Source organism: Pantoea eucalypti (assembly GCF_009646115.1).
GTDB classification, from domain to species: domain Bacteria; phylum Pseudomonadota; class Gammaproteobacteria; order Enterobacterales; family Enterobacteriaceae; genus Pantoea; species Pantoea eucalypti.
The window spans coordinates 2,554,180-2,576,193 of record NZ_CP045720.1 but is presented as its reverse complement, the minus strand read 5'-3'; the positions used below and the strand labels follow the sequence as shown (position 1 = coordinate 2,576,193).

The window sequence follows — 22,014 nt, the reverse complement described above, 5'->3', positions numbered from 1 at the left end:
CGCGCTTTACCGATTAGCTCAGTAGTGCGCGGGCAGAGGTGTTACGCCTGATGCTCAGCCAGTTGTGAAACAAAGCCCTGCACCCACTCCATCCGTATTTTCCTTTCCGACAGCTCGCGGGTAAACCGCAGGCGTGTCGGGCCATCCAGCTTCCACTGCTGTGGCTCTTTCTGCAACAGGCCGATCAGCCATGCTGGATCCACATTGTTCTTCGGCGCAAAATCGAAATAACCGCCTTTGTCGCTGGCTTCGATCTTACGCAGACCGACAGCACGGGCCTTCAGACGGATAATCGCCACGTCCAGCAGATTTCGGGCTGGATCGGGCAGCAGGCCAAATCGGTCGATCATCTCCACTTTCAGCTCCTGTAATTCCTCTTCAACCTCTGCGCTGGCGATGCGCTTATAGAGCGAAAGACGGGTGCTGACATCCGGGATAAACGTCTCTGGCAGCAGGGCGGGCATCCGCAGCTCTACCTCTGTCTGATTACTGGTGAGATCTTCCAGTGACGGCTCGCGACCCGCTTTTAGCGCGTCGACCGCATTCTCCAGCAGTTCCATATAGAGTGTGAAGCCCAGCGTCTCCATCTGTCCGCTCTGCTCATCACCCAGTAGCTCGCCGGCACCGCGAATCTCCAGGTCGTGCGTAGCCAGCGCAAAACCGGCTCCCAGATCTTCCAGAGAGGCGATCGCTTCCAGTCGCTTATGTGCATCGGCGGTCATCGATTTTGGATGCGGCGTTAACAGCCAGGCATAAGCCTGATGATGCGAACGGCCAACGCGACCACGCAGCTGATGCAGCTGTGCCAGACCAAAGTGATCGGCCCGCTCAATGATGATGGTATTGGCAGTCGGAATGTCGATACCGGTTTCGATAATGGTGGTACAGACCAGCACGTTAAAACGCTGATGATGGAAATCGTTCATCACCCGTTCCAGATCGCGCTCACGCATCTGGCCATGACCAATCGCCACACGCGCTTCCGGCACCAGTTCGCTGAGACGCTGCGCCGCTTTCTCAATATTTTCAACGTCGTTGTAAAGATAGTAGACCTGTCCGCCACGCAGAACTTCACGCAGGATCGCTTCACGGATCACCAGATCGTCAAATTCACGCACAAAGGTTTTTACCGCTAAACGGCGGGCAGGCGGTGTGGCGATAATCGAGAGATCGCGCATGCCGCTCATGGCCATATTCAGCGTACGCGGGATCGGCGTGGCGGTCAGGGTCAGAATGTCCACATCGGCACGCATCGCCTTGATGCGCTCTTTGTGACGCACCCCGAAGCGGTGCTCTTCATCAACAATCAGCAGGCCGAGATCGTGCCATTTGAGATCGCTCATCAGCAGCTTATGGGTGCCGATTAAAATGTCGATCTTGCCGTCACTGGCCTGTTCCAGCACCTGTGCCTGCTCTTTGGCGGTACGGAAACGGGAGAGCATCTCAATGCGGACCGGCCAGTTGGCGAAGCGATCGCGGAAGTTATCGTAGTGCTGCTGTGCCAGCAGGGTGGTCGGCACCAGCACGGCCACCTGTTTATGGTTCTCAATCGCCAGAAACGCCGCGCGCATTGCCACTTCGGTTTTACCGAAGCCGACGTCGCCGCACACCAGGCGGTCCATGGCCAGCGGCTGGCACATATCACTCAGCACCGCATTGATTGCCTGCGCCTGGTCCGGTGTGGTTTCAAAGGGGAAGCTTTCGCAGAACAGCTGATACTGTTCACGATTATGCTTAAAGGCAAAGCCGGATTTGGCGGCGCGCTGGGCATAGATATCCAGCAGTTCCGCCGCCACATCACGCACTTTCTCAGCCGCTTTCTGCCGGGCGCGTGACCAGGCATCGCTGCCCAGTTTATGCAGTGGGGCGTTATCGTCCGCGCCACCCGCGTAGCGACTGATCAGGTGCAGGGACGAAACCGGCACATAGAGTTTGGCGTCATTGGCGTAGGAGAGCATCAGGTATTCCGCCTGAATACCACCCGCTTCCAGCGTCGTCAGGCCGATATAGCGCCCCACACCGTGCTCCAGATGCACCACCGGCTGGCCGGGGCTCAGCTCCGCCAGGTTACGGATCAGAATGTCCGGATTGATAGTGCGACGGGTATCCTGACGGCGACGGCTGACGCGTTCGCCCAGCAGATCGCTTTCGCAAATCAGTGCCCGGTTACCCTGGGTATCAATGAAACCGCGCTCGCTGGCGCCAATCATCAGACTGAAACGATCGTCGACAGTTTCATCGAAACGATGTACCGGCTGAGGGCGCAGTTTAATCCGGGCCAGCAGTTCCTGCAGGGTCTCGCGGCGGCCTTCGCTTTCAACCGAGAAGACGACAGCACCGCTGAAGGTTTCAATAAACTGACGCAGATGGTCGAGCGGCGCTTTCGCCTGCGCCTGAACGGCAAGGTCGGGCAGCGGGGTGTAACCGAGGTTAGTATTCGCCGCTTTGTCGGGCAGCACTTCATTGGTCATCTGAATGCGCGGCCAGGCTTTAAGCTCACCCATCAGGGCATCGGGACGCAGCCACAGGGTAACCGGCTCCAGCAGCGGACGCATCGGATCAACGCGGCGATTCTCATAACGCACCTCAGCATCCTGCCAGAAGCGGCGGGCGCTGCCTTCCAGATCGCCACAGTTCACAATCAGGGTGTTATCTGGCAGATAGCTGAACAGACTCGGTAATGGCTGTTCAAAAAAGAGCGGCTGCCAGTATTCAATGCCCGCAGGCAGCGTGCCTTTACTTACCTGCTGATAGACATGCTCCGACTCGCGGCGCACATCAAAAATTTCGCGCCAGCGGCTGCGAAACAGCTCAATAGCCGCTTTGTCGCTGGGAAACTCATGGGCCGGCAACAGGTTAATTTCCGGGACGGCTTCCAGCGTACGCTGACTGTCGACGTCGAACAGGCGCAGGCTATCAATCTCATCATCGAAAAAGTCGATGCGATAAGGCTGATCGCTGCCCATCGGGAACAGGTCGAGCAGGGCGCCGCGCGTGGCGTATTCACCGTGCTCCATCACCTGATCGACATGGCGATAACCGGCCTGCTCAAGCTGGTCGCGTAGCCGGTCGCGTGACAGTTTTTGTCCCTGCTTCATCACCAGCGCATGGCCGTGCAGGAAACTGTGCGGGCAGACGCGCTGCATCAGGGTGTTGACCGGCATGATCAGCATACCGCGCTGCATCACCGGCAGCTGGTAGAGTGTCGACAGGCGCGCGGAGATAATATCCTGATGCGGCGAGAAGCTGTCGTAGGGGAGTGTCTCCCAGTCAGCGAGGTGCGTCACCGGCAGATCGGTAAACTGACGGATCTCATCCAGCAGACGCAGGGCGGTTTGGGTATCGGGGGTAATCATCAATACCGGACCCGCATGGTGTTCGGTAATGCTGGCACACTCCACCGCGTGCGCTGCGCCTATAATCTGGCCAAGCTGACGGTGATCGCCGGATTTAACGGGCAGGGTATAACGAGTCTGTTCGGGCATGGGATCTCGGGGTTGCTCCATTTTTCCAGGACGTAATCATTCCATATTATGTCAGGGGGATCACCTTTGCGGCACAATTTTCCTGCCGCGCCGCGCTGAATCCAGGGATTGGTCAGCCATTACCTGGCGTCAGCGGTAATGCAGCGGATAGAGAGAGAATAGACGGAGTCTGGCGAGGCAACATAAAAAACCGCCGTCGCTATGCAGCGACGGGGTTAAGCGGGCATTTTATTTTATGGATTGCTGTGTGTAATGCATGCGTGGGCGGTCGATATTTGCCCAGGATAGTTCCTGCTCAGGATGGTAGCTGAGGTTGCCGTCGTCCCACTTTACGTAGTAGCCGGCGGGTGCGTTTCCCTGCTCAAAGACATTGATAATTTCGCCTCTGATCTCCCCGGATTTATGTTTGACGATACTGCCTTTGGGAAATTTCAACATGGTCGCTACCTCTACCGCTGTGCGATAAATTCACCCCTTATCCTGTACTGATTATAGTCTACACCCCACCTGCGCTGAATAATCAGCCAATAAGCGGCGGCTTTATCGGCTATTCCGCGGCTTTGGGGCAAGAGATGACGCATCCGGATGCAACTTTGCTGCCGACTCAGAGGGTTAGAGGTTTCATAAAGCCAGCCGCTCCTTTATCATCCCACTACCTATTTTCAGGCAACGGCTTACTGGATTCCATGTATCAACCTGTCGCGCTATTTATCGGTCTGCGTTACATGCGCGGACGAGCATCGGATCGCTTCGGTCGCTTTGTCTCCTGGCTCTCAACGATTGGCATTACGCTTGGCGTGCTGGCGATGGTCACCGTGTTATCGGTGATGAACGGTTTTGAGCGTGAACTCGAAGGCAATATTCTTGGGCTGATGCCGCAGGCGCTGATTACCAGCGACAAAGGCAGTCTCAATCCCCAACAGCAACCCGCCGCCTCGCTGAATCTGCAGGGCGTTAACCGCATCGCGCCGCTGACCACCGCCAATGTGGTGCTGCAAAGCCCGCGCAGCGTCTCCGTTGGCGTAATGCTGGGCATTAATCCGGATGAAAAAGATCCGCTGACGCCGTTCCTGGTGAATACCCAGCAGAGCGTGCTGCAGCCCGGACAGTACAATGTCATTCTCGGCGAACAGCTGGCATCACAACTTGGCGTAAAACGTGGCGATCAGCTGCGTTTGATGGTGCCGTCTGTCAGCCAGTTCACGCCAATGGGGCGGGTGCCGAGTCAGCGTCTGTTTACGGTAGCGGGCACCTATGCTGCCAATAGCGAAGTCGACGGGTATCAGATTCTGGTCAATCTGCAGGATGCGTCGCGCGTCATGCGTTATCCGGCCGGGAATATTACTGGCTGGCGACTGTGGCTGGATAAACCGCTATCAGTCGACAGTCTGAGTCAGCAGACATTGCCTGCGGGCCTTATCTGGAAAGACTGGCGTGAGCGCAAAGGCGATCTTTTCCAGGCAGTGCGCATGGAGAAAAACATGATGGGCCTGCTGCTGAGCCTGATCATCGCCGTCGCAGCCTTTAACATCATCACGTCATTAGGCCTGCTGATCATGGAGAAGCAGGGCGAAGTGGCGATCCTCCAGACCCAGGGCCTGACACGCCGGCAAATCGTGGCGGTGTTTATGGTTCAGGGTGCCAGCGCCGGGATTATCGGCACGCTGCTCGGCACGCTGCTCGGCGTCCTGCTCGCCAGCCAGCTCAACAACTTAATGCCGGTAATTGGCCTGTTCCTTGATGGGGCCGCGTTGCCGGTTGATATTAATGTGTGGCAGGTGGTCACTATCGCCCTCAGCGCGATGATTGTGGCGCTGTTGTCTACGCTCTATCCTTCGTGGCGCGCTGCCGCCGTTCAACCTGCTGAGGCTTTACGTTATGAGTAACACTCCTTTGTTGCAGTGCCGCGACCTGTGCAAACGCTATCAGGAAGGCAGCGTGCAGACCGATGTGCTGCGCAATGTGGCTTTCAGCCTCCAGCCCGGTGAACTGACGGCTATCGTTGGCAGCTCAGGCTCCGGTAAAAGTACGCTGCTGCACCTGCTGGGCGGTCTGGATGCGCCGACCTCGGGTGACGTGGTGTTTGATGGTCAGTCACTGAATGCCATGTCCTCATCAGCCAAAGCCGAACTGCGTAACCGCGAGCTGGGCTTTATCTATCAGTTCCACCATCTGTTGCCGGACTTCAGTGCGCTGGAGAACGTGGCGATGCCACTGCTCATTGGCAAAACTGCGAAAGCGGAAGCGCAGGATCGCGCCCGTGAGATGCTGGCGGCAGTCGGTCTGGACCATCGCGCCACGCACCGGCCTTCTGAACTGTCAGGCGGCGAACGCCAGCGCGTGGCGATTGCCCGTGCGCTGGTCAACCGTCCTCGTCTGGTGATGGCGGATGAGCCAACCGGCAACCTGGATGCGCGCAACGCTGACGCTATTTTTGAACTGCTGGGCGAACTGAACGTGCGTCAGGGCACCGCGTTTCTGGTGGTCACGCACGATCTGATGCTGGCAAAACGCATGATGCGACAGATGGAGATGCGTGACGGTCAGTTAAGCGAGCAGCTTACTATGGCAGGAGCGCTGTAATGGGCTCGTCGTTATCCCTGTTGCTGGGCCTGCGCTTTAGCCGCGGCCGCCGTCGTGGCGGCATGGTCTCGCTGATTTCGGTGATCTCTACTATCGGGATTGCGCTGGGCGTGGCGGTGCTGATTATCGGTCTGAGCGCCATGAACGGTTTTGAGCGTGAGCTGAACAATCGCATTCTGGCGGTGGTGCCGCACGGTGAGATCGAGGCGGTCAATCAGCCGTTTCAGCACTGGCAGTCGATGATTGCCCCGATTGAAAAGGTGCCCGGCATTGCAGCGGCAGCGCCCTACGTGAACTTCACTGGCCTGATTGAGAGCGGTGCCCGGCTGGAAGCGCTGCAGGTTAAAGGCGTTGATCCCGCACAAGAGCTGCGTCTCAGCGCACTGCCACAGTTTGTCGCCAATAACGCCTGGTCCACTTTTGCCGCCGGTAAGCAGCAAATCATTCTGGGCGGCGGCATCGCGAAATCGCTGAATGTGAAGCAGGGCGACTGGATCACCATTATGATCCCCAATAACGATGGTGATAACAAACTGCTGCAGCCAAAACGTATCCGGCTTCAGGTCAGCGGTATCCTGCAATTGAGCGGCATGCTCGATCACAGTCTGGCGCTGGTGCCGCTGGCCGATGCGCAGCACTATCTGGAGATGGGTGACAGCGTGTCGGGCATCGCCCTGAAGATGACCGACCCCTTCCAGGCGGTCAAACTGGTGCGCGATGCGGGTGAGGCGACCCGCTCTTACGTCTACATCAAGAGCTGGATTGGCACTTACGGCTATATGTATCGCGACATTCAGATGATCCGCGCGATCATGTATCTGGCGATGGTGCTGGTGATTGGCGTTGCCTGTTTTAACATCGTTTCCACGCTGGTAATGGCGGTAAAAGACAAAAGCAGTGACATTGCAGTGCTGCGCACACTCGGCGCTAAAGATCGGCTGATCCGCGCCATCTTTATCTGGTACGGTTTGCTGGCGGGTCTGCTGGGCAGCGTCAGCGGCGTGGTCGTGGGCGTGCTGGTGGCGCTTAACCTGACCTCGCTGGTGCGCGGACTGGAGTCGATTACCGGCCATCATCTGCTGGCGGGGGATATTTACTTCATTGATTTCCTGCCGTCGGAATTGCACTGGATTGATGTGTTCTCAGTACTGATTACGGCGATTCTGCTGAGCCTGCTGGCGAGCTGGTATCCCGCCAGACGTGCCAGCCGCATTGACCCGGCTCGGGTATTAAGCGGTCAGTGAAAAAATGCGGCGCGAGAGGTTTTCGCGCCGCATCTGTTTAAGACCTTTGCTGTTGGGTTGTGCCCTCAGCAACCGTTACTATCGGGTGATGTTGACCCGGAATCTGTTTAGAGCGGCTCACCGCAGCCGCTACGCCAGGAGATTTTATGCGTACACCACGTCGCCGCATACGACTTGCCCGCCTGAAGAAAACCCGGAGAAAAGTGCATCAGCGCTTTCGCCAGCGCATTTTTGAGCGCGATCGTCAGGCCGAACTTGCCGCCCATCCTCAGCCGCATGTTGTGGTGCTGACCGGCGCAGGCATTTCAGCGGAGTCCGGCATCCGGACCTTCCGCGCGGCTGACGGCCTGTGGGAAGAGCACCACGTGGAAGATGTTGCAACGCCTGAAGGCTTCAGGCGCGATCCTGCGCTGGTGCAGCGCTTCTATAATGCGCGCCGCCAGCAGTTACAGGAGGCGGAGATTCAGCCCAATGCCGCTCATCTGGCGCTGGCAGAACTGGAGCAGGTATTAGGCGACAATTTCCTGCTGGTCACGCAAAACATCGACAATCTGCATGAGCGAGCCGGAAACAGTCGGGTGCTGCACATGCACGGTGAGCTGTTAAAAGTGCGCTGTGTCACCAGCGGTCAGGTGATTGAGTGGACCGGTGATATCACGCCGGACGATCGCTGCACCTGTTGCCAGTTCCCCTCTGCACTGCGGCCGCATGTGGTGTGGTTTGGCGAAATGCCGTTGGGCATGGAGCAGATTTATCAGGCGCTGGAACAGGCGGACTACTTTATTGCTATCGGCACTTCAGGCCACGTTTATCCGGCCGCAGGTTTTGTCCATGAAGCCAAAATCCAGGGCGCGCATACCGTTGAGCTGAATCTGGAACCGAGCCAGGTGGGCAACGAATTTGCCGAGCGGCACTATGGTCTGGCGAGCGAAGTGGTGCCGGAGTTTGTGCATAAGCTGCTGCGCGGGCTTTATAAGTAAGCGGGGCGGCTATAACCGCACCCGAGGTTACAGGCAAAATCTGGCCCGATTAGCGGTGAGATCCAGCCTGCACCGGGAACACGGTCAGATCGGAAAGCCGCAAAACCGTCATCCATAACTGCCTGGCCCGCACGATGACGCACCTCATCCCTGAGGTGCGCCCGTAAACAGGCCGACGCTTACGTTATTCAAAACGCGCCCGGATTTTTGTCCCAGCCACGGGACGCTTTTCTCCTCTGACCCTGTAACCGTTGTGTTGAGTCTGCACGCTGCGGTGATTTTCTCGCCGGGTCAAACCGCCTCTTTGTTATTAACATTGCGAGGTTTACTGCAACAATCTTGTAATAAGGCGTTTATTTCGGGCTTATTGCTTTCCCAAAGGTTATCGACAGCGCTAACCTGTCTCCAGATGATTTTACGCAACGTTATAACCGCCGGGTCTGTGAATAATATCGGACGGCACTTTTAAAGGATGGGCTATGGAACAGTTACTTGAGCGCTTTTTAAGTTATGTGGCAGTTGAGACGCAGGCTAAGCCGCAGGCTCGTCAGGTCCCCAGCAGTGAAGGGCAGTGGACGCTGGCGCGTCAGCTTCAGGAAGAGCTGCTGGCGCTGGGTTTTGTCGATGTCACCCTAAGCGATCACTGCTGCGTCATGGGCACACTGCCCGCCAATGTCGACTGGCCGACGCCGGTCATCGGTTTTATCTCACACATGGATACATCGCCTGACTTTACGGCAAAACATGTGAACCCCCAGATTATCGAAAATTATCGCGGCGGAGACATTGCCCTGGGTAATGGCAACGAGATTCTCTCGCCGGTGATGTTCCCGGTGCTGCACAAGCTGATTGGACACACGCTCGTTACCACCGATGGCAAAACCCTGCTGGGTGCGGACGATAAAGCGGGTATTGCCGAGATCATGACGGCGATGGCGCACCTGGCAAAAAGCGACACGCCGCACGGTGCGATCCGCGTCGCCTTTACGCCCGATGAAGAGATTGGTCGTGGCACCTCACATTTTGATGTGGACGCGTTCGCGGCTGACTGGGCCTACACCATTGATGGCAGCGATCTGGGCGAGTTCGAGTATGAGAACTTCAATGCCGCCTCCGCCACCGTCAAAATTGTCGGTAATAACGTGCACCCGGGCTCCGCAAAAGGCGTGATGGTCAATGCGCTGGAGCTGGCAAATCAGTTCCATGCTGCCGTTCCGGCCAGTGAAAAACCGCAATATACCGACGGCTATGAGGGCTTCTATCATCTGCATCAGATCAAAGGCAGTGTAGAACACGCTGAGATGCTCTATATCATTCGTGACTTCGAAACAGAGAGTTTTGAACAGCGTAAACAGACGCTGCTGCAGATTGCAGCGGAGATTAACAAAACGTTGCACCCGGACTGCTCCGTCACGGTTGAGATCACTAACAGCTATCGCAACATGCGTGAAAAGGTCGAGCCGTTCCCGCACATTATCGACCTGGCTTTACAGGCGATGCGTGACTGTGACATTGAACCGGTGGTGAAACCGATTCGCGGTGGTACAGATGGCTCGTCACTGTCGTGGAAAGGGTTGCCTTGCCCGAATATTTTTACCGGCGGCTATAACTATCACGGCAAGCATGAATTCGCCTCGCTGAATATCATGGCGAAGTCGGTGGAAGTGATTGTGCGTCTGTCAGAGCTGGCAGCGCAGAAGAAGAGTTAAATAAAAAGGCTCTCTGCCACAAGGGTCAGAGAGCCTGATTCAGCAGCAGCGCCCGATAGCGCTGTGTTGATTATTCGTCGTCGCCAAAGAACCAGTAACCGGCATTCACCAGACCGGCGATCTGCGCCAGTACGGCGGGATCATCCAGCGCATCACCCAGATCGTCGAGTGTGATGCGATAGTGATTCGCCAGCACTGCCATCACATCGGGGCGTGAACACTCAACCCGCTCGCCGTTGATATAAACCGAGTCGCCAAGGGTCAGAACACGCAGGCCACCTAACCGACTCAGGGTATCACCCTGTTGCAGCGCATCATAAATTTCGTCAGGCTGATAAGGCGGTTCCGGCGGCGCGACGTCGAGTTCGTGACGCGACTGCGAAATAAATTCGCCAAACCACTGCTCAAAATGCTCTGGCTGATTGACCACATCCAGCATCAGCTGACGAACGCCTTCAATCTCCTGCGGCAGGATCTGTGATGGACAGTCGCGAGAAGGCACATCCGGATCGCTAAAGCGCAGGCTGCCCAGCTCATTGGCCAGCGCGTAATCAGCAAAGCCGCTAATTAACTCCCGGCCGCTTGGAGCGCGGAAACCCACGGAGTAGTTCAGGGCGTTTTCCAGTGAGTAACCTTCGTGCGGGAATCCTGGCGGGATGTAGAGAATATCGCCCGGCTCCATTTCTTCATCAATGATGGCATCGAACGGTTCAACCTGCAGCAGATCCGGGTGCGGGCAGTGCTGCTTCATCGGCACTTTCTCACCAACGCGCCAGCGACGGCGACCGGTACCCTGAATGATAAATACATCATACTGATCGAAATGCGGGCCGACACCGCCGCCAGGCACGGCAAAAGATACCATCAGGTCATCGATGCGCCAGTCAGGCAGGAAACGGAAAGGGCGCATCAGCGCGGCAGAAGGCTCATGCCAGTGATTGACCGCCTGGACCAGCAGCGACCAGTTGTTCTCTCCCAGATGATCGTAGCTCTCGAACGGGCCGTGGCTGACCTGCCATTTGCCATCCTGATGACTGACGAGGCGGCTGTCCACCTCGTTTTCCATCGCCAGACCAGCAAGTTCATCCGGTGAAAGAGGATCGACAAAGTTTTTAAAACCACGCTTCAGCACTACCGGGCGTTTCTGCCAGTAGCGCTGAATAAAATCGGGCCAGTTAATATCGAGCTGATAGTCCATAAAAGGGTTCCGCTTAGGGCTGTAAATGCCAGCAAGTATAACAGCCCTGAGGGTTTTCTACTCGCGGCGATGTTCGACTTCCTGGCGCTGAAAGACTACTTCCATTCGTGTTCCGCCAAGTGCGCTGCTGGAGGCAATCACGTTGCCTTCATACTGCTCCAGAATGTCGCGCACCACCGCCAGACCCAGCCCCTGACCGGGACGCAGGGTATCGGCGCGCTGACCCCGGACGAAGACTAAATCACGCTTGCTTTCAGGAATGCCCGGACCATCATCGTCGATATAGAGATGCAGTGCATTTTCGCTCTGATAAGCGCTGACTTCGATAAACTCCAGGCAGTACTTGCAGGCGTTATCCAGCACGTTGCCCAGCACTTCCATAAAATCATTCTGGTCGCCCACAAAGGTCAGCTCCGGGGATATATCCAGCGAAATCGCCACACCCTTGCGCTGATAGACTTTATTCAGCGCCGAACAGAGGCTGTCGAGCAAACCGGACACGGAATGGATGTCGCGCTGCAAGGGGTTGTGGTCGGCCTGCATACTGGCGCGATGCAGATAATATCCGACCTGCTGCGAGATACGGCTGATCTGCTCCAGCATGACCGGCTCAGCCTGCTCTATTGTCAGCTCTTTGCCGTTTCGCAGCGACCGCAGGGTGCTCTGTAAGACGGCCAGCGGGGTTTTCAGGCTGTGGGTCAGATCCGAAAGCGTGGTGCGATAGCGGGTATAACGCTGCCGCTCATTCGTCAGTAACAGATTGAGGTTGCGCACCAGACTGCGCAGCTCCTGCGGTGGATTATCCGCCAGATTCTCGCGCTGACTGGTCTCCAGTTCACGCACCTGCTGTGTCAGCGCGCCAATCGGTCGCAGACTCCAGTGCGCCGCCAGCCACAACAGCGGAATAATCAGTATCAGGTTGGCCGCCAGCACATAGCTGAACCATGACCAGACCACATCAGAATGCTGCAGCTCCTGCGGGATCGAATCGACGACCACGATGGTGAGCGCAGGGAGATTGGTGGTGGCATCGTAACGGTTAACGGCAACTGAGTGGGTAAAGGTGTCGTTGCTGTCCGTGTCCCAGTCGTTGAGCCGCTGCTTAGCATTCACGTTATTGCCCATCGCCACCATGCTGGTGCGGTTGCTGGTATCAATCTCGTAAAAGTCGGGCTTCAGCAGCCATTCACGACGGATTTTTTTGCGGATCTCAGGCACATCGCGTTGCTGCCACAGCAGCTTACCGTGCTCATCGTAAATGAACACCAGTGTCGGGAAATTGAGTGTCATCCGTTCCGGCTGGGCGATGGTGAGCGTGTTGTCATGCCATTGCGCCAGCGTAAAGAACAGATTGCTCTCGCCGCGCATGACGCGGTAGGTGTTTTTATCGAAACTCACCACATAGCCAATCACGGCGACCATGCCGTAAGAGAGCGAGAGGAAGAGAACTATTGCTGCAGACGCCAGCAGAAAGCGGGCGCGCAGCGAGATAGGGCGATAACGGTTAAACCAGGACATGGTCAGAGATCAAAGCGGTAACCCTGGCCACGGACAGTGGCGATGACGTCGGTTGGGTGCAACGCCAGAATTTTTTTGCGCAGACGCCCCATCAGAACATCGATGGTGTGGCTTTCACGCAGTTCAGCGTCAGGATAAAGCTGCAGCATCAGCGAGTCTTTACTGACCACTTTGCCCGCGTTACGGATCAGCGTCTCGACAATGGTGTATTCAAAGGCGGTAAGCTTCACCGGCTCTTCATTGACCGTGAGTTCACGGCGCGAGAGATCCACCTGAAACGGTGCCATATCGATGATCTGCGACGCATGCCCACTGTTACGGCGCATCAGCGCCTGCAGACGTGCCGCGACCTCTTCAATGTGAAACGGCTTGGTGACGTAGTCATCCGCTCCGGCTTCCAGCGCTTCCACTTTCGCCTGCCAGCCTTCGCGGGCGGTTAGCACCAGAATCGGCTGACGCACGGCATCACTGCGCCAGCGGCGAATCAGCGACATGCCATCTTCATCCGGCAGGCCGAGATCGACCAGTGCGATATCGGGCAGATGTTCGCGAAGAAAATAGTCGGCTTCTTTGGCGTCTTCGGCGGCATCGACCTGATGGCCCATGTCACGTAACTGGACGGCGAGATGATGGCGCAGCAGGGCATTGTCTTCAACAACCAGAACACGCATAGAAATTCCTTACACTCTGTTTGAGTCAACCTGCAGAAAGTATACGCGAAATGTATTAAACAAGATGTTAACGCAGACCGGACGGGGCCGGTCTGCGGCGGGTATTATTTCAGATCGTCAACCATCTGAATAGCGCGGCCAATATAGTTTGCTGGCGTCATCTGCTTAAGACGGACTTTTTCTTCTTCTGGCAACGCCAGACTGTCGATAAACGCCTGCATACCGGCGGCATCCACGCGTTTACCACGCGTCAGCTCTTTCAACTTCTCATAAGGTTTTTCAATACCGTAACGGCGCATCACCGTCTGAATCGGTTCTGCCAGCACTTCCCAGTTGTGGTCCAGCTCATCCAGCAGGCGGTCACGGTTCACTTCCAGCTTCGAGATGCCTTTCAGGGTGGCCTGATAGGCGATCAGCGCATAACCGACGCCCACACCGAGGTTACGCAGCACGGTGGAGTCGGTCAGATCGCGCTGCCAGCGTGAAACCGGCAGCTTGCTGGCCAGATGCTGCATTACGGCATTCGCCAGACCCAGATTGCCTTCCGAGTTTTCGAAGTCGATAGGGTTCACTTTATGCGGCATGGTGGATGAACCAATCTCGCCCGCAATGGTTTTCTGTTTAAAATGGTTCAGTGCCACATAGCCCCAGATATCGCGATCGAAATCGATCAGGATGGTGTTAAAGCGGGCGATACAGTCGAACATCTCAGCGATATAGTCGTGCGGCTCAATCTGCGTGGTGTAGGGGTTCCACGTGATCCCCAGCGAGGTGACAAAGTTCTCGCTCAGTTCATGCCAGTCCACTTCCGGATAGGCGGCAATGTGGGCATTGTAGTTACCGACCGCGCCGTTGATTTTGCCCAGCACCTCGATCTGCTTCAGCTGACGTAACTGACGCTCCAGACGGTAAGCCACGTTAGCCATCTCTTTACCCATGGTCGACGGCGTGGCTGGCTGGCCGTGGGTGCGGGAGAGCAGCGGGATATCACGGTATTCGCTGGCAAGGCCTTTGACAGCGCTGATCAGCTGCTGCCAGTAGGGCAGGATGACGTCACGACGGGCGGTTTCCAGCATCAGCGCGTGCGACAGATTGTTAATATCTTCTGAAGTGCAGGCGAAGTGGATGAATTCAGAAACGGCGTGCAGGGCAGGCAGATCGGCGACTTTCTCTTTCAGGAAATACTCTACCGCTTTCACATCGTGGTTAGTGGTGCGCTCGATAGCTTTAATGCGTGCCGCATCATCTTCAGAAAAACCGGCGACAATCGCATCAAGGAAAGCGTTTGCGTCGGCATCAAATGCAGGAACTTCCTTGATCTCTGCGGTCCCGGCCAGTTTTTGTAACCAGCGAACTTCAACCTCAACGCGGAATTTCAGCAAACCGTATTCGCTGAAAATCGCACGCAGCGGGCTGACTTTATCGCCGTAACGACCATCGACAGGTGAAACGGCGGTCAGAGAGGATAATTCCATCAGTGCAACTCCTGAATCATTTAGCGTGTTTTGCCGCACCGACTTAGTAAGTCAGTGGCAGCCGGGATAAGAGGGTTTTTGCTTCACGCAGCAAACGCTGACGCGAGAACATCAGTTGCAGTCGGCCACCACCGACCTGCTGCCACAAGACAGCCGCACGGATACCGGCTAACAGCGTGGCGCGCACTTTACTCTGCACCTGCGTATTCTGAAGCACCGCAGGCGAACCGGTAACCTGAATACGTGGGCCAAGCGGGCTGATCACATCTACATAGATGGCCGCCATCGCGCTCAGTATGGTGTCGGACTCAAGTTCATAATGCGCCAGCTGGCGATCCAGCTGAGTAATGCGCTGTGCCAGTGTGGCCATGGCGGATTTACTGGCGCTAAGCTTGCGCTCCAGCACCATCATGCTCAGGGTATAACGCGTCAGTTCTGCGCCTGCACCCTGGCGACTGCTGCTGTTCAGCACCGCCATCAGGGTTTCGAGCCCGAGGCGCAGGTTGGCTTCATTGTTGCCAAACACCGCCAGCGTGGAGCCAGGATTAAGGTCCAGCACGCTGCGCAGCGACACGGTCAGCGCCTCTGGCTGGCAGTGACCCTGCTGAGCCAGCTGCTGCACCAGATGGGCGGACTGACAGATGCCCGCCAGCGCCAGCGTAATTTCCTGATAATTTTTCGCCACGGTTACTCCTGTTTACGCGTCATCAACGCGGGCTGTTCCCGCTTACTCCGCCACTAACGGCAGGCGCTGTTCGATAATACCGCCACCGAGGCAAACGTCACCAAGGTAAAACACCGCAGACTGACCCGGCGTGACCGCAGCGACGGGTTCATCGAAACGCACTTCAATGCGATCGTCGCCGTGTGGAATAATCTCACAGGGAATATCGGTCTGACGATAGCGGGTTTTCACAGTGCAGCGAAGCGGGGCTGTAATCGGCTGGCGATCAACCCAGTGCAGCTGCTGTGCAATCAGGCCTACGGACATCAGCCGCGGATGATCGCCGCCCTGGGCGACAATCAGGCGGTTACGTGCCACATCTTTGTCGACAACATACCAGGGATCATCTTTGCTCTCTTTCAGGCCGCCAATCCCCAGGCCTTTACGCTGTCCCAGAGTATGGTACATCAGCCCCTGATGTTCACCGACAATCTGGCCTTCCGTGGTTTCAATCTCGCCAGGCTGAGCGGGGAGATAGCGCGCCAGGAAGTCGCGGAATTTGCGTTCGCCGATAAAGCAGATGCCGGTCGAATCTTTCTTCTTCGCGGTGATCAGGTCCAGCTGTTCGGCAATGCGGCGCACTTCCGGTTTTTCCAGCTCGCCGACCGGGAACAGACTCTGGGCGATCTGCTGGTGGCTCAGCGTATAGAGGAAATAGCTCTGGTCTTTGTTGCCATCCAGACCGCGTAACAGCTGGCTCTGGCCGTCCACGTCATGGCGGCGCACGTAGTGACCTGTGGCGATGAAATCTGCGCCCAGGTCCTCTGCGGCGAACTCCAGGAACGCTTTGAATTTGATCTCTTTGTTGCAGAGAATATCGGGGTTAGGCGTGCGGCCCGCTTTGTACTCTTCGAGGAAATGCTCAAAGACGTTATCCCAGTATTCAGCCGCAAAGTTAACTTTGTGCAGCTTCATACCCAGCTTGTCGCAGACCGCTTGCGCATCCGCCAGATCGTCCGCGGCGGTACAATACTCCTCGCCATCGTCCTCCTCCCAGTTCTTCATGAACAGGCCTTCAACCTGGTAACCCTGCTGCTGCAGTAACCAGGCGGAAACGGAAGAATCGACGCCGCCGGACATACCGACGATCACTTTTTTCTGGCTGTTGTCAGACATGACACGCTCGCATTACGATAAAAAAACAGGCGGCGCATTCTATCATGCAGAAGGCAGGCGCGCACCCTCGTGAAACGGCCACTGGAACGGGCTGACAAGATGTAGCGGGTAGCGCGTGCCCTGTTGCCACAGCCGTACGCTTTCCGCAACCAGCGGCGAACGCAGGTTGGAGGCAGTGAGAATCTGCGCTGGCGGCAGCCACCAGCAACAATCGATGTCGCTGTCCTGCGGCTGGGTTGGTGCTTTCTCCGCCAGATCGACGCCAAATAAAAAACGCACAAAAGGCGTACTGTCGGGCGCGATCCACTGGTTTATTCCGATGAAATAGTGCATCGAAGCGGCGATGCCGGTCTCTTCATAGAGTTCACGTTCGGCAGCTTCCAGCAGCGTTTCATCCGCTTCGAGATGTCCGGCTGGCTGGTTCCAGGTGGCACGACCGTTAATCGTCTCTTCTACCACCAGCAGTTCACCTTCAGCCTGAACCAGACAGGCGACAGTAACATGAGGTTTAAACATCTCTTCTCCGCAATTGTTAACCTGAGGTTATAAAAGATAGAAGCTCAAGGTGCAATATTGCTGAGTTCGCGCCATGCACCGGGAGCCAGATCGTCGAGTGAATACTGTCCCATCGCGTAGCGAATTAACCGTAAGGTGGGGAAACCAATATGGGCTGTCATCCGGCGTACCTGACGATTACGGCCTTCATACAGTGTGACTTTCAGCCACTGCGTCGGGATATTTTTACGTTCGCGGATCGGCGGCTGACGTGGCCAAAGCCACTGAGGCTCAGGCACTTTCTCTATGCCAGCGGGCAGGGTCATGCCATCTTTAAGATTAACCCCATCCCGCAGCGGCTGCAGATCCGCCTCCTGTGGCTCGCCTTCTACCTGCACATAATAGACCTTGCCGGTCCGTTTACCGGGCTGCGTCAGCGCGGCCTGCAGCGCGCCGTCGTTGGTCAGCACCATCAAACCTTCACTGTCGCGATCGAGGCGGCCTGCGGCATAGACTTCTGCGACGCTGACAAAATCTTTCAGGGTGCGGCGACCTGCTTCATCGGTGAATTGTGGCAGCACGTCGAACGGTTTGTTAAACAAAATCACACGGCGCGGCATCGCAGGGCGAGCAGGGGGGCGTCGCGCATCACGCGTCGGGCGGCTGAATCGTTTATCCTGGTGAATTCGTTGAGTTGTTTTTCGCATGGGCTTTGCAGTCAGAGACAATCGGCGCATTATAACGTGAAATTGCGGTGATTGGCGTGGCCGAAATATTCAAGTAGTATTGACGCGCATCTTACAAATCATTAACAAACGCCCAGGAGAGGTTAATGGAAAGCAAAGTAGTTGTTCCGGCGGAAGGTCAGAAAATCACCCTGAATCAGGGCAAGCTTACCGTGCCAAACAATCCAGTCATTCCTTACATTGAGGGTGACGGTATCGGTGTTGATGTTTCCCCGGTCATGCTGAAAGTGGTCGACGCGGCGGTGAAGAAAGCCTACAACGGCGAGCGTAAAATCTCCTGGATGGAGATTTACACCGGTGAGAAGTCAGTTGAACTCTACGGCCAGGACGTCTGGCTGCCACAGGAAACGCTCGACTTAATCAAAGAATATCGCGTGGCCATCAAAGGCCCACTGACCACCCCGGTCGGCGGCGGTATTCGTTCACTGAACGTGGCACTGCGTCAGGAGCTTGACCTCTACGTCTGCCTGCGTCCTGTACGTTACTACAAAGGCACGCCAAGCCCGGTTAAACGCCCTGAAGAGACCGACATGGTGATCTTCCGTGAAAACTCCGAAGATATCTATGCGGGTATCGAGTGGAAAGCGGGCTCTGCCGAAGCGGACAAAGTGATCAAGTTCCTGCGCGAAGAGATGGGCGTGAAGAAAATTCGCTTCCCTGAGCAGTGCGGTATCGGCGTTAAGCCGTGTTCAGAAGCGGGTACCAAACGTCTGGTACGCGCGGCAGTAGAATACACCATCACCAACGATCGTGATTCACTGACCCTGGTTCACAAAGGCAACATCATGAAGTTCACCGAAGGCTCTTTCAAAGACTGGGGATACCAGTTAGTGAAAGAAGAGTTCGGCGGCGAACTGATCGACGGCGGCCCGTGGATGAAGTTTAAGAACCCGAACACCGGCAAAGAGATCATCGTTAAAGATGTGATTGCTGATGCGTTCCTGCAACAGATCCTGCTGCGTCCGGCAGAATATGATGTTATCGCCTGTATGAACCTGAACGGTGACTACATCTCTGACGCCCTGGCGGCGCAGGTTGGCGGTATCGGTATCGCCCCAGGCGCGAACATCGGTGACGAATGTGCACTGTTCGAAGCAACCCACGGTACAGCACCTAAGTATGCTGGTCAGGATAAAGTGAACCCAGGTTCAGTCATTCTGTCAGCGGAAATGATGCTGCGTCACATGGAGTGGTTCGAAGCGGCCGACCTGATTGTTAAAGGTGTTGAAGGCGCTATTGCTAACAAGACCGTGACTTACGATTTCGAACGCCTGATGGATGGCGCTAAACTGCTGAAATGTTCAGAGTTTGGTGACGCGATCATCGAAAATATGTAATCCGCATTACGTAACATACAGCCAACACGAATGTAAAAATCGTGTTGGCTTTTTATTTCACGCCTTCTTTCCCCAAAACTTCCCCAAAACTCTTCCCCAAAACTGTTCATAAAATCACCTTCACACAGCAACCACAATCCAGTCTTTACCGCGATCATCGTTATAGCGATCAGTCATTTTCTGGGTCTTATGGCCGAGTAACTTTTGAGTGTCCACACCCTGTTCACGATATAGACGTTCCGATAGCGAACGCTGCTCATGAAACGTTGGCGCAGCGCCTTCAGCCCACGTTATACCGCAGTGTTTCCGAGCTTTTTTGAATGTGGTGGTAATTGAGCTGGCAGACACTTTATCCCCCCGGACGGCCTGCGAGGTTGAGTGACGGAAATGGACCAGATATTTACTCACAACAGCGTCCCGGCATTGGGCGATAACCTCCCTGAGTGAGATCTCAATGGCCATGCACCTCAAGCTCAGAGGGATGGCTACACGGCAGCCGGTTTTCTCCTGGGTAACATGCAGCATGTCGTCCCAGATGTCCGAAAACTTCATATTAGAAATATCCCCAATCCGCTGGCCGGTGACAAGAGCCAAAAGCATTGCGCTCTGGAGATAGGGCGGGTGATCTTCTGCAGCGCTGAATATGGCCTGCCACTCGTCCAGTGACAAACGCTGACGTACGACCCGGTTGCGTGGCTGTTTAGTGGCCTGTGCAGGGTTGTAGCCGGGGGGAACGTGCCCAGCGTGCTGGGCCTCTTTGAACACATCGATGATCGCCATCCTTACTACCTGCGCCATTCGGTTATGGCCTTCGGCTTTAACAGCATCGACTATCTCCGCGACCTGTAATGCGCCAACATCCTTTAAAAACATCATCCCGCAATGCTGACGTAATAAATCGACAGGCTTCTTTTTTTGCTTCACGGAATTTAGTTTTATCTCGCCTGAAACAAGACGCTCTTGCTGTATTTCAAGATAACGATCAAGCCACGTTGTGACGGTGATAAATTCCCGCGACTCCCGCATTTTTGCGATCTTCTCATTAACGCTGAGGATCTGACGGGTGCGCTGTTCTGCAATAATGGCGTTGGCTTCATTTGCGACTTGTTTCGCTTCATCAGCATTAGTGCCCAGGCTGTGAAATTTTCCAGTGATAGGGTGCTTATATTGCCAATACACACGACCAGTACGTTTATCCAGTTTTGAATAAAGGTTGGGGATAGTAATGTTATGGGTGCGCGGTCTTGCAGCCATCCTCGATAATCCTTCTCAATTTTGGGTTTGCTGTCGGTGCTAATTTCGGTGCTGCGAGAATCCCGGTAAATCGCGCTTCACGATCAATCATCCATTTCCGGCCAACCTTTACTGCTGGTGGGGCCATCATTCTGCCTTTGGCATACGCCTTCAAAGTGCGTGCGCTTGGCGCTTCTTCCCCAAACTCATCTTTAGCCCAATCTTCAAGGCTAACCATTCTGGACATAATCAAACCTCATGACCGGCCAACCTCATTTCAGGTTGACCGAGAAAATTTTATTCTCAAAAATCAGCAATTCTTAACGTTAGAAATGCCAGTGCATTTATAGGCATGCATGCATGCAAGTCCTCACCCTGCACTATGCTTACTGCAGGAGGTACAACATGTGTGGACGATTTGCGCAGTACAGCAGCAGAGATGAGTATTTCGAAGCCCTCGGCGTTAAGCCTGATGAAGTCATCTATGACCCTGAGCCGATAGGGCGCTTTAACGTGGCACCAGGCACAAACGTTTTGCTGCTTAACGAACGTGATGATGAATTGCACCTCGACCCTGTTTACTGGGGTTATGGCCCTGAATGGTGGAACAAACAACCGCTGATTAACGCGCGCGGAGAAACTGCTGCTACTGGTCGCATGTTCAAACCACTCTGGAATCACGGACGCGCTATCGTGCCTGCGGATGGTTGGTTCGAGTGGAAGAAAGAGGGAAACAAGAAGCAACCTTACTTCATTCACCATAAGAAAAAGCAGGCGCTGTTCTTTGCTTCCATTGGTAAAGCGCCATTCAGTAAAGATCACGGCCATGAGGGTTTCGTCATTGTCACTTCTGCAAGTAACCAAGGCATGGTTGATATCCATGACAGACGTCCGCTGGTACTCACAGCCGACGCTGTGCGTGAGTGGCTCAGTGTTGAAACCAGCCCGGAACGTGCTCAGGAGATCGCGCATGACGCAGCAGTCCCTGAAAAGGACTTCAGCTGGCATCCCGTAGCTAAGGCGGTTGGTAATATCCATAATCAAGGTTCCGAGCTGGTGGATGAAATCGATGATCCGTTGGTGTAATACTCACTACCCTTTCCGGCACGGAGTTGGGCGGCGAACTGCTTAGCCTTTTCGCCGACAAAGGTGTCATCGTGAGCGCAGTTGTTCTCCCAGTGTTTTGCAAATAGCTCAACATTCTCAGCCCACATAGAGTTGAGATAGGTATCGGTGGATGGATGCTTCAGGGCCTGCATTGCGTCGTATAGCAGTGAATGTGCTGGATTCAGTGAATTCTGTACGGCGTGATAACACGCCGCACTGTATTGACCAATCAGGCGCTCAATTATTTCTCCACGAACTGCATTCTCAGCCATCAACGCGTCACGCTCTGCATTAAGAGCAGCGTAGCGTTCATAACTTACATAACGACCGGCTTTGTGCTCTAACATTCCCCGCAAACCATTATGGGAATAACGTTTAACTGCACTCATTTGT

20 protein-coding genes are annotated in these 22,014 nt (G+C 55.3%); 7 read left to right on the top strand and 13 right to left on the bottom strand.

Annotation, left to right across the window (positions count from 1 at the left end; translation table 11 throughout):
• Window positions 1-41: 41 nt before the first annotated feature.
• Window positions 42-3,485, bottom strand: coding sequence for a transcription-repair coupling factor (mfd, locus tag EE896_RS12010; RefSeq protein WP_078804281.1), 3,444 nt, complete (start codon window positions 3,483-3,485; stop codon window positions 42-44).
• Between the two features lie 228 nt (window positions 3,486-3,713).
• Window positions 3,714-3,923 (bottom strand): hypothetical protein, encoded by a 210-nt coding sequence (locus tag EE896_RS12005; RefSeq protein WP_003849845.1) that lies wholly within the window; start codon window positions 3,921-3,923, stop codon window positions 3,714-3,716.
• 248 nt (window positions 3,924-4,171) lie between these two features.
• Between EE896_RS12005 and lolC the strand changes: the two genes are divergently transcribed.
• From lolC to pepT, 5 genes are all read left to right on the top strand, one after another.
• Entirely contained in the window at window positions 4,172-5,371 is a 1,200-nt protein-coding gene (gene lolC, locus EE896_RS12000; protein ID WP_033743171.1) for a lipoprotein-releasing ABC transporter permease subunit LolC, read from the top strand.
• On the top strand, window positions 5,364-6,068 hold the full coding sequence (gene lolD, locus EE896_RS11995) for a lipoprotein-releasing ABC transporter ATP-binding protein LolD (protein ID WP_140915879.1): 705 nt from the start codon (window positions 5,364-5,366) through the stop codon (window positions 6,066-6,068). The genes lolC and lolD overlap by 8 nt, the downstream gene beginning before the upstream one ends.
• The gene (gene lolE / locus EE896_RS11990) at window positions 6,068-7,312 is read left to right on the top strand and encodes a lipoprotein-releasing ABC transporter permease subunit LolE (RefSeq protein ID WP_140915880.1); all 1,245 of its coding nucleotides are present in this window, start codon (window positions 6,068-6,070) and stop codon (window positions 7,310-7,312) included. The genes lolD and lolE overlap by 1 nt, the downstream gene beginning before the upstream one ends.
• Window positions 7,313-7,458: 146 nt before the next feature.
• Complete coding sequence (cobB, locus tag EE896_RS11985) at window positions 7,459-8,292, top strand: Sir2 family NAD+-dependent deacetylase (RefSeq protein ID WP_003849841.1); 834 nt, start codon at window positions 7,459-7,461, stop codon at window positions 8,290-8,292.
• A gap of 479 nt (window positions 8,293-8,771) precedes the next feature.
• On the top strand, window positions 8,772-10,001 hold the full coding sequence (pepT, locus tag EE896_RS11980) for a peptidase T (RefSeq protein ID WP_003849839.1): 1,230 nt from the start codon (window positions 8,772-8,774) through the stop codon (window positions 9,999-10,001).
• Window positions 10,002-10,071: 70 nt separating this feature from the next.
• On the opposite strand, the gene EE896_RS11975 is transcribed toward pepT, so the two are convergent.
• From EE896_RS11975 to rluE, 8 genes are all read right to left on the bottom strand, one after another.
• A complete protein-coding gene (locus tag EE896_RS11975; protein WP_140915881.1) occupies window positions 10,072-11,199 on the bottom strand; it encodes a ribosomal protein uL16 3-hydroxylase in 1,128 nt (375 codons plus the stop codon).
• A gap of 57 nt (window positions 11,200-11,256) precedes the next feature.
• Complete coding sequence (gene phoQ / locus EE896_RS11970; RefSeq protein WP_003849837.1) at window positions 11,257-12,717, bottom strand: two-component system sensor histidine kinase PhoQ; 1,461 nt, start codon at window positions 12,715-12,717, stop codon at window positions 11,257-11,259.
• Window positions 12,718-12,719: 2 nt separating this feature from the next.
• On the bottom strand, window positions 12,720-13,388 hold the full coding sequence (gene phoP / locus EE896_RS11965; protein WP_003849836.1) for a two-component system response regulator PhoP: 669 nt from the start codon (window positions 13,386-13,388) through the stop codon (window positions 12,720-12,722).
• A gap of 104 nt (window positions 13,389-13,492) precedes the next feature.
• Window positions 13,493-14,863 carry an adenylosuccinate lyase gene (purB, locus tag EE896_RS11960; RefSeq protein ID WP_003849835.1) on the bottom strand — a complete coding sequence of 457 codons (1,371 nt, stop codon included), beginning with the start codon at window positions 14,861-14,863 and terminating at the stop codon, window positions 13,493-13,495.
• A gap of 43 nt (window positions 14,864-14,906) precedes the next feature.
• Window positions 14,907-15,548 carry a high frequency lysogenization protein HflD gene (gene hflD / locus EE896_RS11955; RefSeq protein ID WP_008925946.1) on the bottom strand — a complete coding sequence of 214 codons (642 nt, stop codon included), beginning with the start codon at window positions 15,546-15,548 and terminating at the stop codon, window positions 14,907-14,909.
• A 42-nt stretch (window positions 15,549-15,590) separates the two neighbouring features.
• Window positions 15,591-16,703, bottom strand: a complete 1,113-nt coding sequence (mnmA, locus tag EE896_RS11950) for a tRNA 2-thiouridine(34) synthase MnmA (protein ID WP_003849832.1) — start codon at window positions 16,701-16,703, stop codon at window positions 15,591-15,593.
• 42 nt (window positions 16,704-16,745) lie between these two features.
• The gene (locus EE896_RS11945; RefSeq protein WP_003849831.1) at window positions 16,746-17,219 is read right to left on the bottom strand and encodes an NUDIX domain-containing protein; all 474 of its coding nucleotides are present in this window, start codon (window positions 17,217-17,219) and stop codon (window positions 16,746-16,748) included.
• 44 nt (window positions 17,220-17,263) lie between these two features.
• Entirely contained in the window at window positions 17,264-17,926 is a 663-nt protein-coding gene (gene rluE / locus EE896_RS11940) for a 23S rRNA pseudouridine(2457) synthase RluE (protein ID WP_219848843.1), read from the bottom strand.
• Between the two features lie 104 nt (window positions 17,927-18,030).
• On the opposite strand from rluE, the gene icd reads away from it, so the two are divergent.
• Window positions 18,031-19,281: an NADP-dependent isocitrate dehydrogenase gene (icd, locus tag EE896_RS11935; RefSeq protein ID WP_008925947.1), complete on the top strand. Its 1,251-nt coding sequence runs from the start codon at window positions 18,031-18,033 to the stop codon at window positions 19,279-19,281.
• A gap of 120 nt (window positions 19,282-19,401) precedes the next feature.
• Here icd and EE896_RS11930 read toward each other — a convergent pair whose 3' ends face one another.
• Together EE896_RS11930 and EE896_RS11925 are read right to left on the bottom strand one after the other, a co-directional pair.
• Complete coding sequence (locus EE896_RS11930; protein ID WP_140915882.1) at window positions 19,402-20,535, bottom strand: site-specific integrase; 1,134 nt, start codon at window positions 20,533-20,535, stop codon at window positions 19,402-19,404.
• Window positions 20,510-20,761: an excisionase gene (locus tag EE896_RS11925; protein ID WP_140915883.1), complete on the bottom strand. Its 252-nt coding sequence runs from the start codon at window positions 20,759-20,761 to the stop codon at window positions 20,510-20,512. Before EE896_RS11925 ends, EE896_RS11930 begins: the two co-directional genes overlap by 26 nt.
• 158 nt (window positions 20,762-20,919) lie before the next feature.
• Here EE896_RS11925 and EE896_RS11920 point away from each other — a divergent pair, with 158 nt between their 5' ends.
• Window positions 20,920-21,600 (top strand): SOS response-associated peptidase family protein, encoded by a 681-nt coding sequence (locus tag EE896_RS11920; protein ID WP_140915884.1) that lies wholly within the window; start codon window positions 20,920-20,922, stop codon window positions 21,598-21,600.
• Here the strand turns inward: EE896_RS11920 and EE896_RS11915 are convergent.
• Window positions 21,555-22,010 carry a hypothetical protein gene (locus EE896_RS11915; protein WP_140915885.1) on the bottom strand — a complete coding sequence of 152 codons (456 nt, stop codon included), beginning with the start codon at window positions 22,008-22,010 and terminating at the stop codon, window positions 21,555-21,557. The two genes, EE896_RS11920 and EE896_RS11915, sit on opposite strands and share 46 nt — an antisense overlap.
• Window positions 22,011-22,014 lie beyond the last annotated feature (4 nt).

Bases quoted from the DNA above. Each gene is read 5' to 3' on its own strand.
- mfd (WP_078804281.1), bottom strand. From the start codon at position 3,485: ATGCCCGAACAGACTCGTTATACCCTGCCCGTTAAATCCGGCGATCAC.
- EE896_RS12005 (WP_003849845.1), bottom strand. From the start codon at position 3,923: ATGTTGAAATTTCCCAAAGGCAGTATCGTCAAACATAAATCCGGGGAG.
- lolC (WP_033743171.1), top strand. From the start codon at position 4,172: ATGTATCAACCTGTCGCGCTATTTATCGGTCTGCGTTACATGCGCGGA.
- lolD (WP_140915879.1), top strand. From the start codon at position 5,364: ATGAGTAACACTCCTTTGTTGCAGTGCCGCGACCTGTGCAAACGCTAT.
- lolE (WP_140915880.1), top strand. From the start codon at position 6,068: ATGGGCTCGTCGTTATCCCTGTTGCTGGGCCTGCGCTTTAGCCGCGGC.
- cobB (WP_003849841.1), top strand. From the start codon at position 7,459: ATGCGTACACCACGTCGCCGCATACGACTTGCCCGCCTGAAGAAAACC.
- pepT (WP_003849839.1), top strand. From the start codon at position 8,772: ATGGAACAGTTACTTGAGCGCTTTTTAAGTTATGTGGCAGTTGAGACG.
- EE896_RS11975 (WP_140915881.1), bottom strand. From the start codon at position 11,199: ATGGACTATCAGCTCGATATTAACTGGCCCGATTTTATTCAGCGCTAC.
- phoQ (WP_003849837.1), bottom strand. From the start codon at position 12,717: ATGTCCTGGTTTAACCGTTATCGCCCTATCTCGCTGCGCGCCCGCTTT.
- phoP (WP_003849836.1), bottom strand. From the start codon at position 13,388: ATGCGTGTTCTGGTTGTTGAAGACAATGCCCTGCTGCGCCATCATCTC.
- purB (WP_003849835.1), bottom strand. From the start codon at position 14,863: ATGGAATTATCCTCTCTGACCGCCGTTTCACCTGTCGATGGTCGTTAC.
- mnmA (WP_003849832.1), bottom strand. From the start codon at position 16,703: ATGTCTGACAACAGCCAGAAAAAAGTGATCGTCGGTATGTCCGGCGGC.
- EE896_RS11945 (WP_003849831.1), bottom strand. From the start codon at position 17,219: ATGTTTAAACCTCATGTTACTGTCGCCTGTCTGGTTCAGGCTGAAGGT.
- icd (WP_008925947.1), top strand. From the start codon at position 18,031: ATGGAAAGCAAAGTAGTTGTTCCGGCGGAAGGTCAGAAAATCACCCTG.
- EE896_RS11930 (WP_140915882.1), bottom strand. From the start codon at position 20,535: ATGGCTGCAAGACCGCGCACCCATAACATTACTATCCCCAACCTTTAT.
- EE896_RS11925 (WP_140915883.1), bottom strand. From the start codon at position 20,761: ATGTCCAGAATGGTTAGCCTTGAAGATTGGGCTAAAGATGAGTTTGGG.
- EE896_RS11920 (WP_140915884.1), top strand. From the start codon at position 20,920: ATGTGTGGACGATTTGCGCAGTACAGCAGCAGAGATGAGTATTTCGAA.
- EE896_RS11915 (WP_140915885.1), bottom strand. From the start codon at position 22,010: ATGAGTGCAGTTAAACGTTATTCCCATAATGGTTTGCGGGGAATGTTA.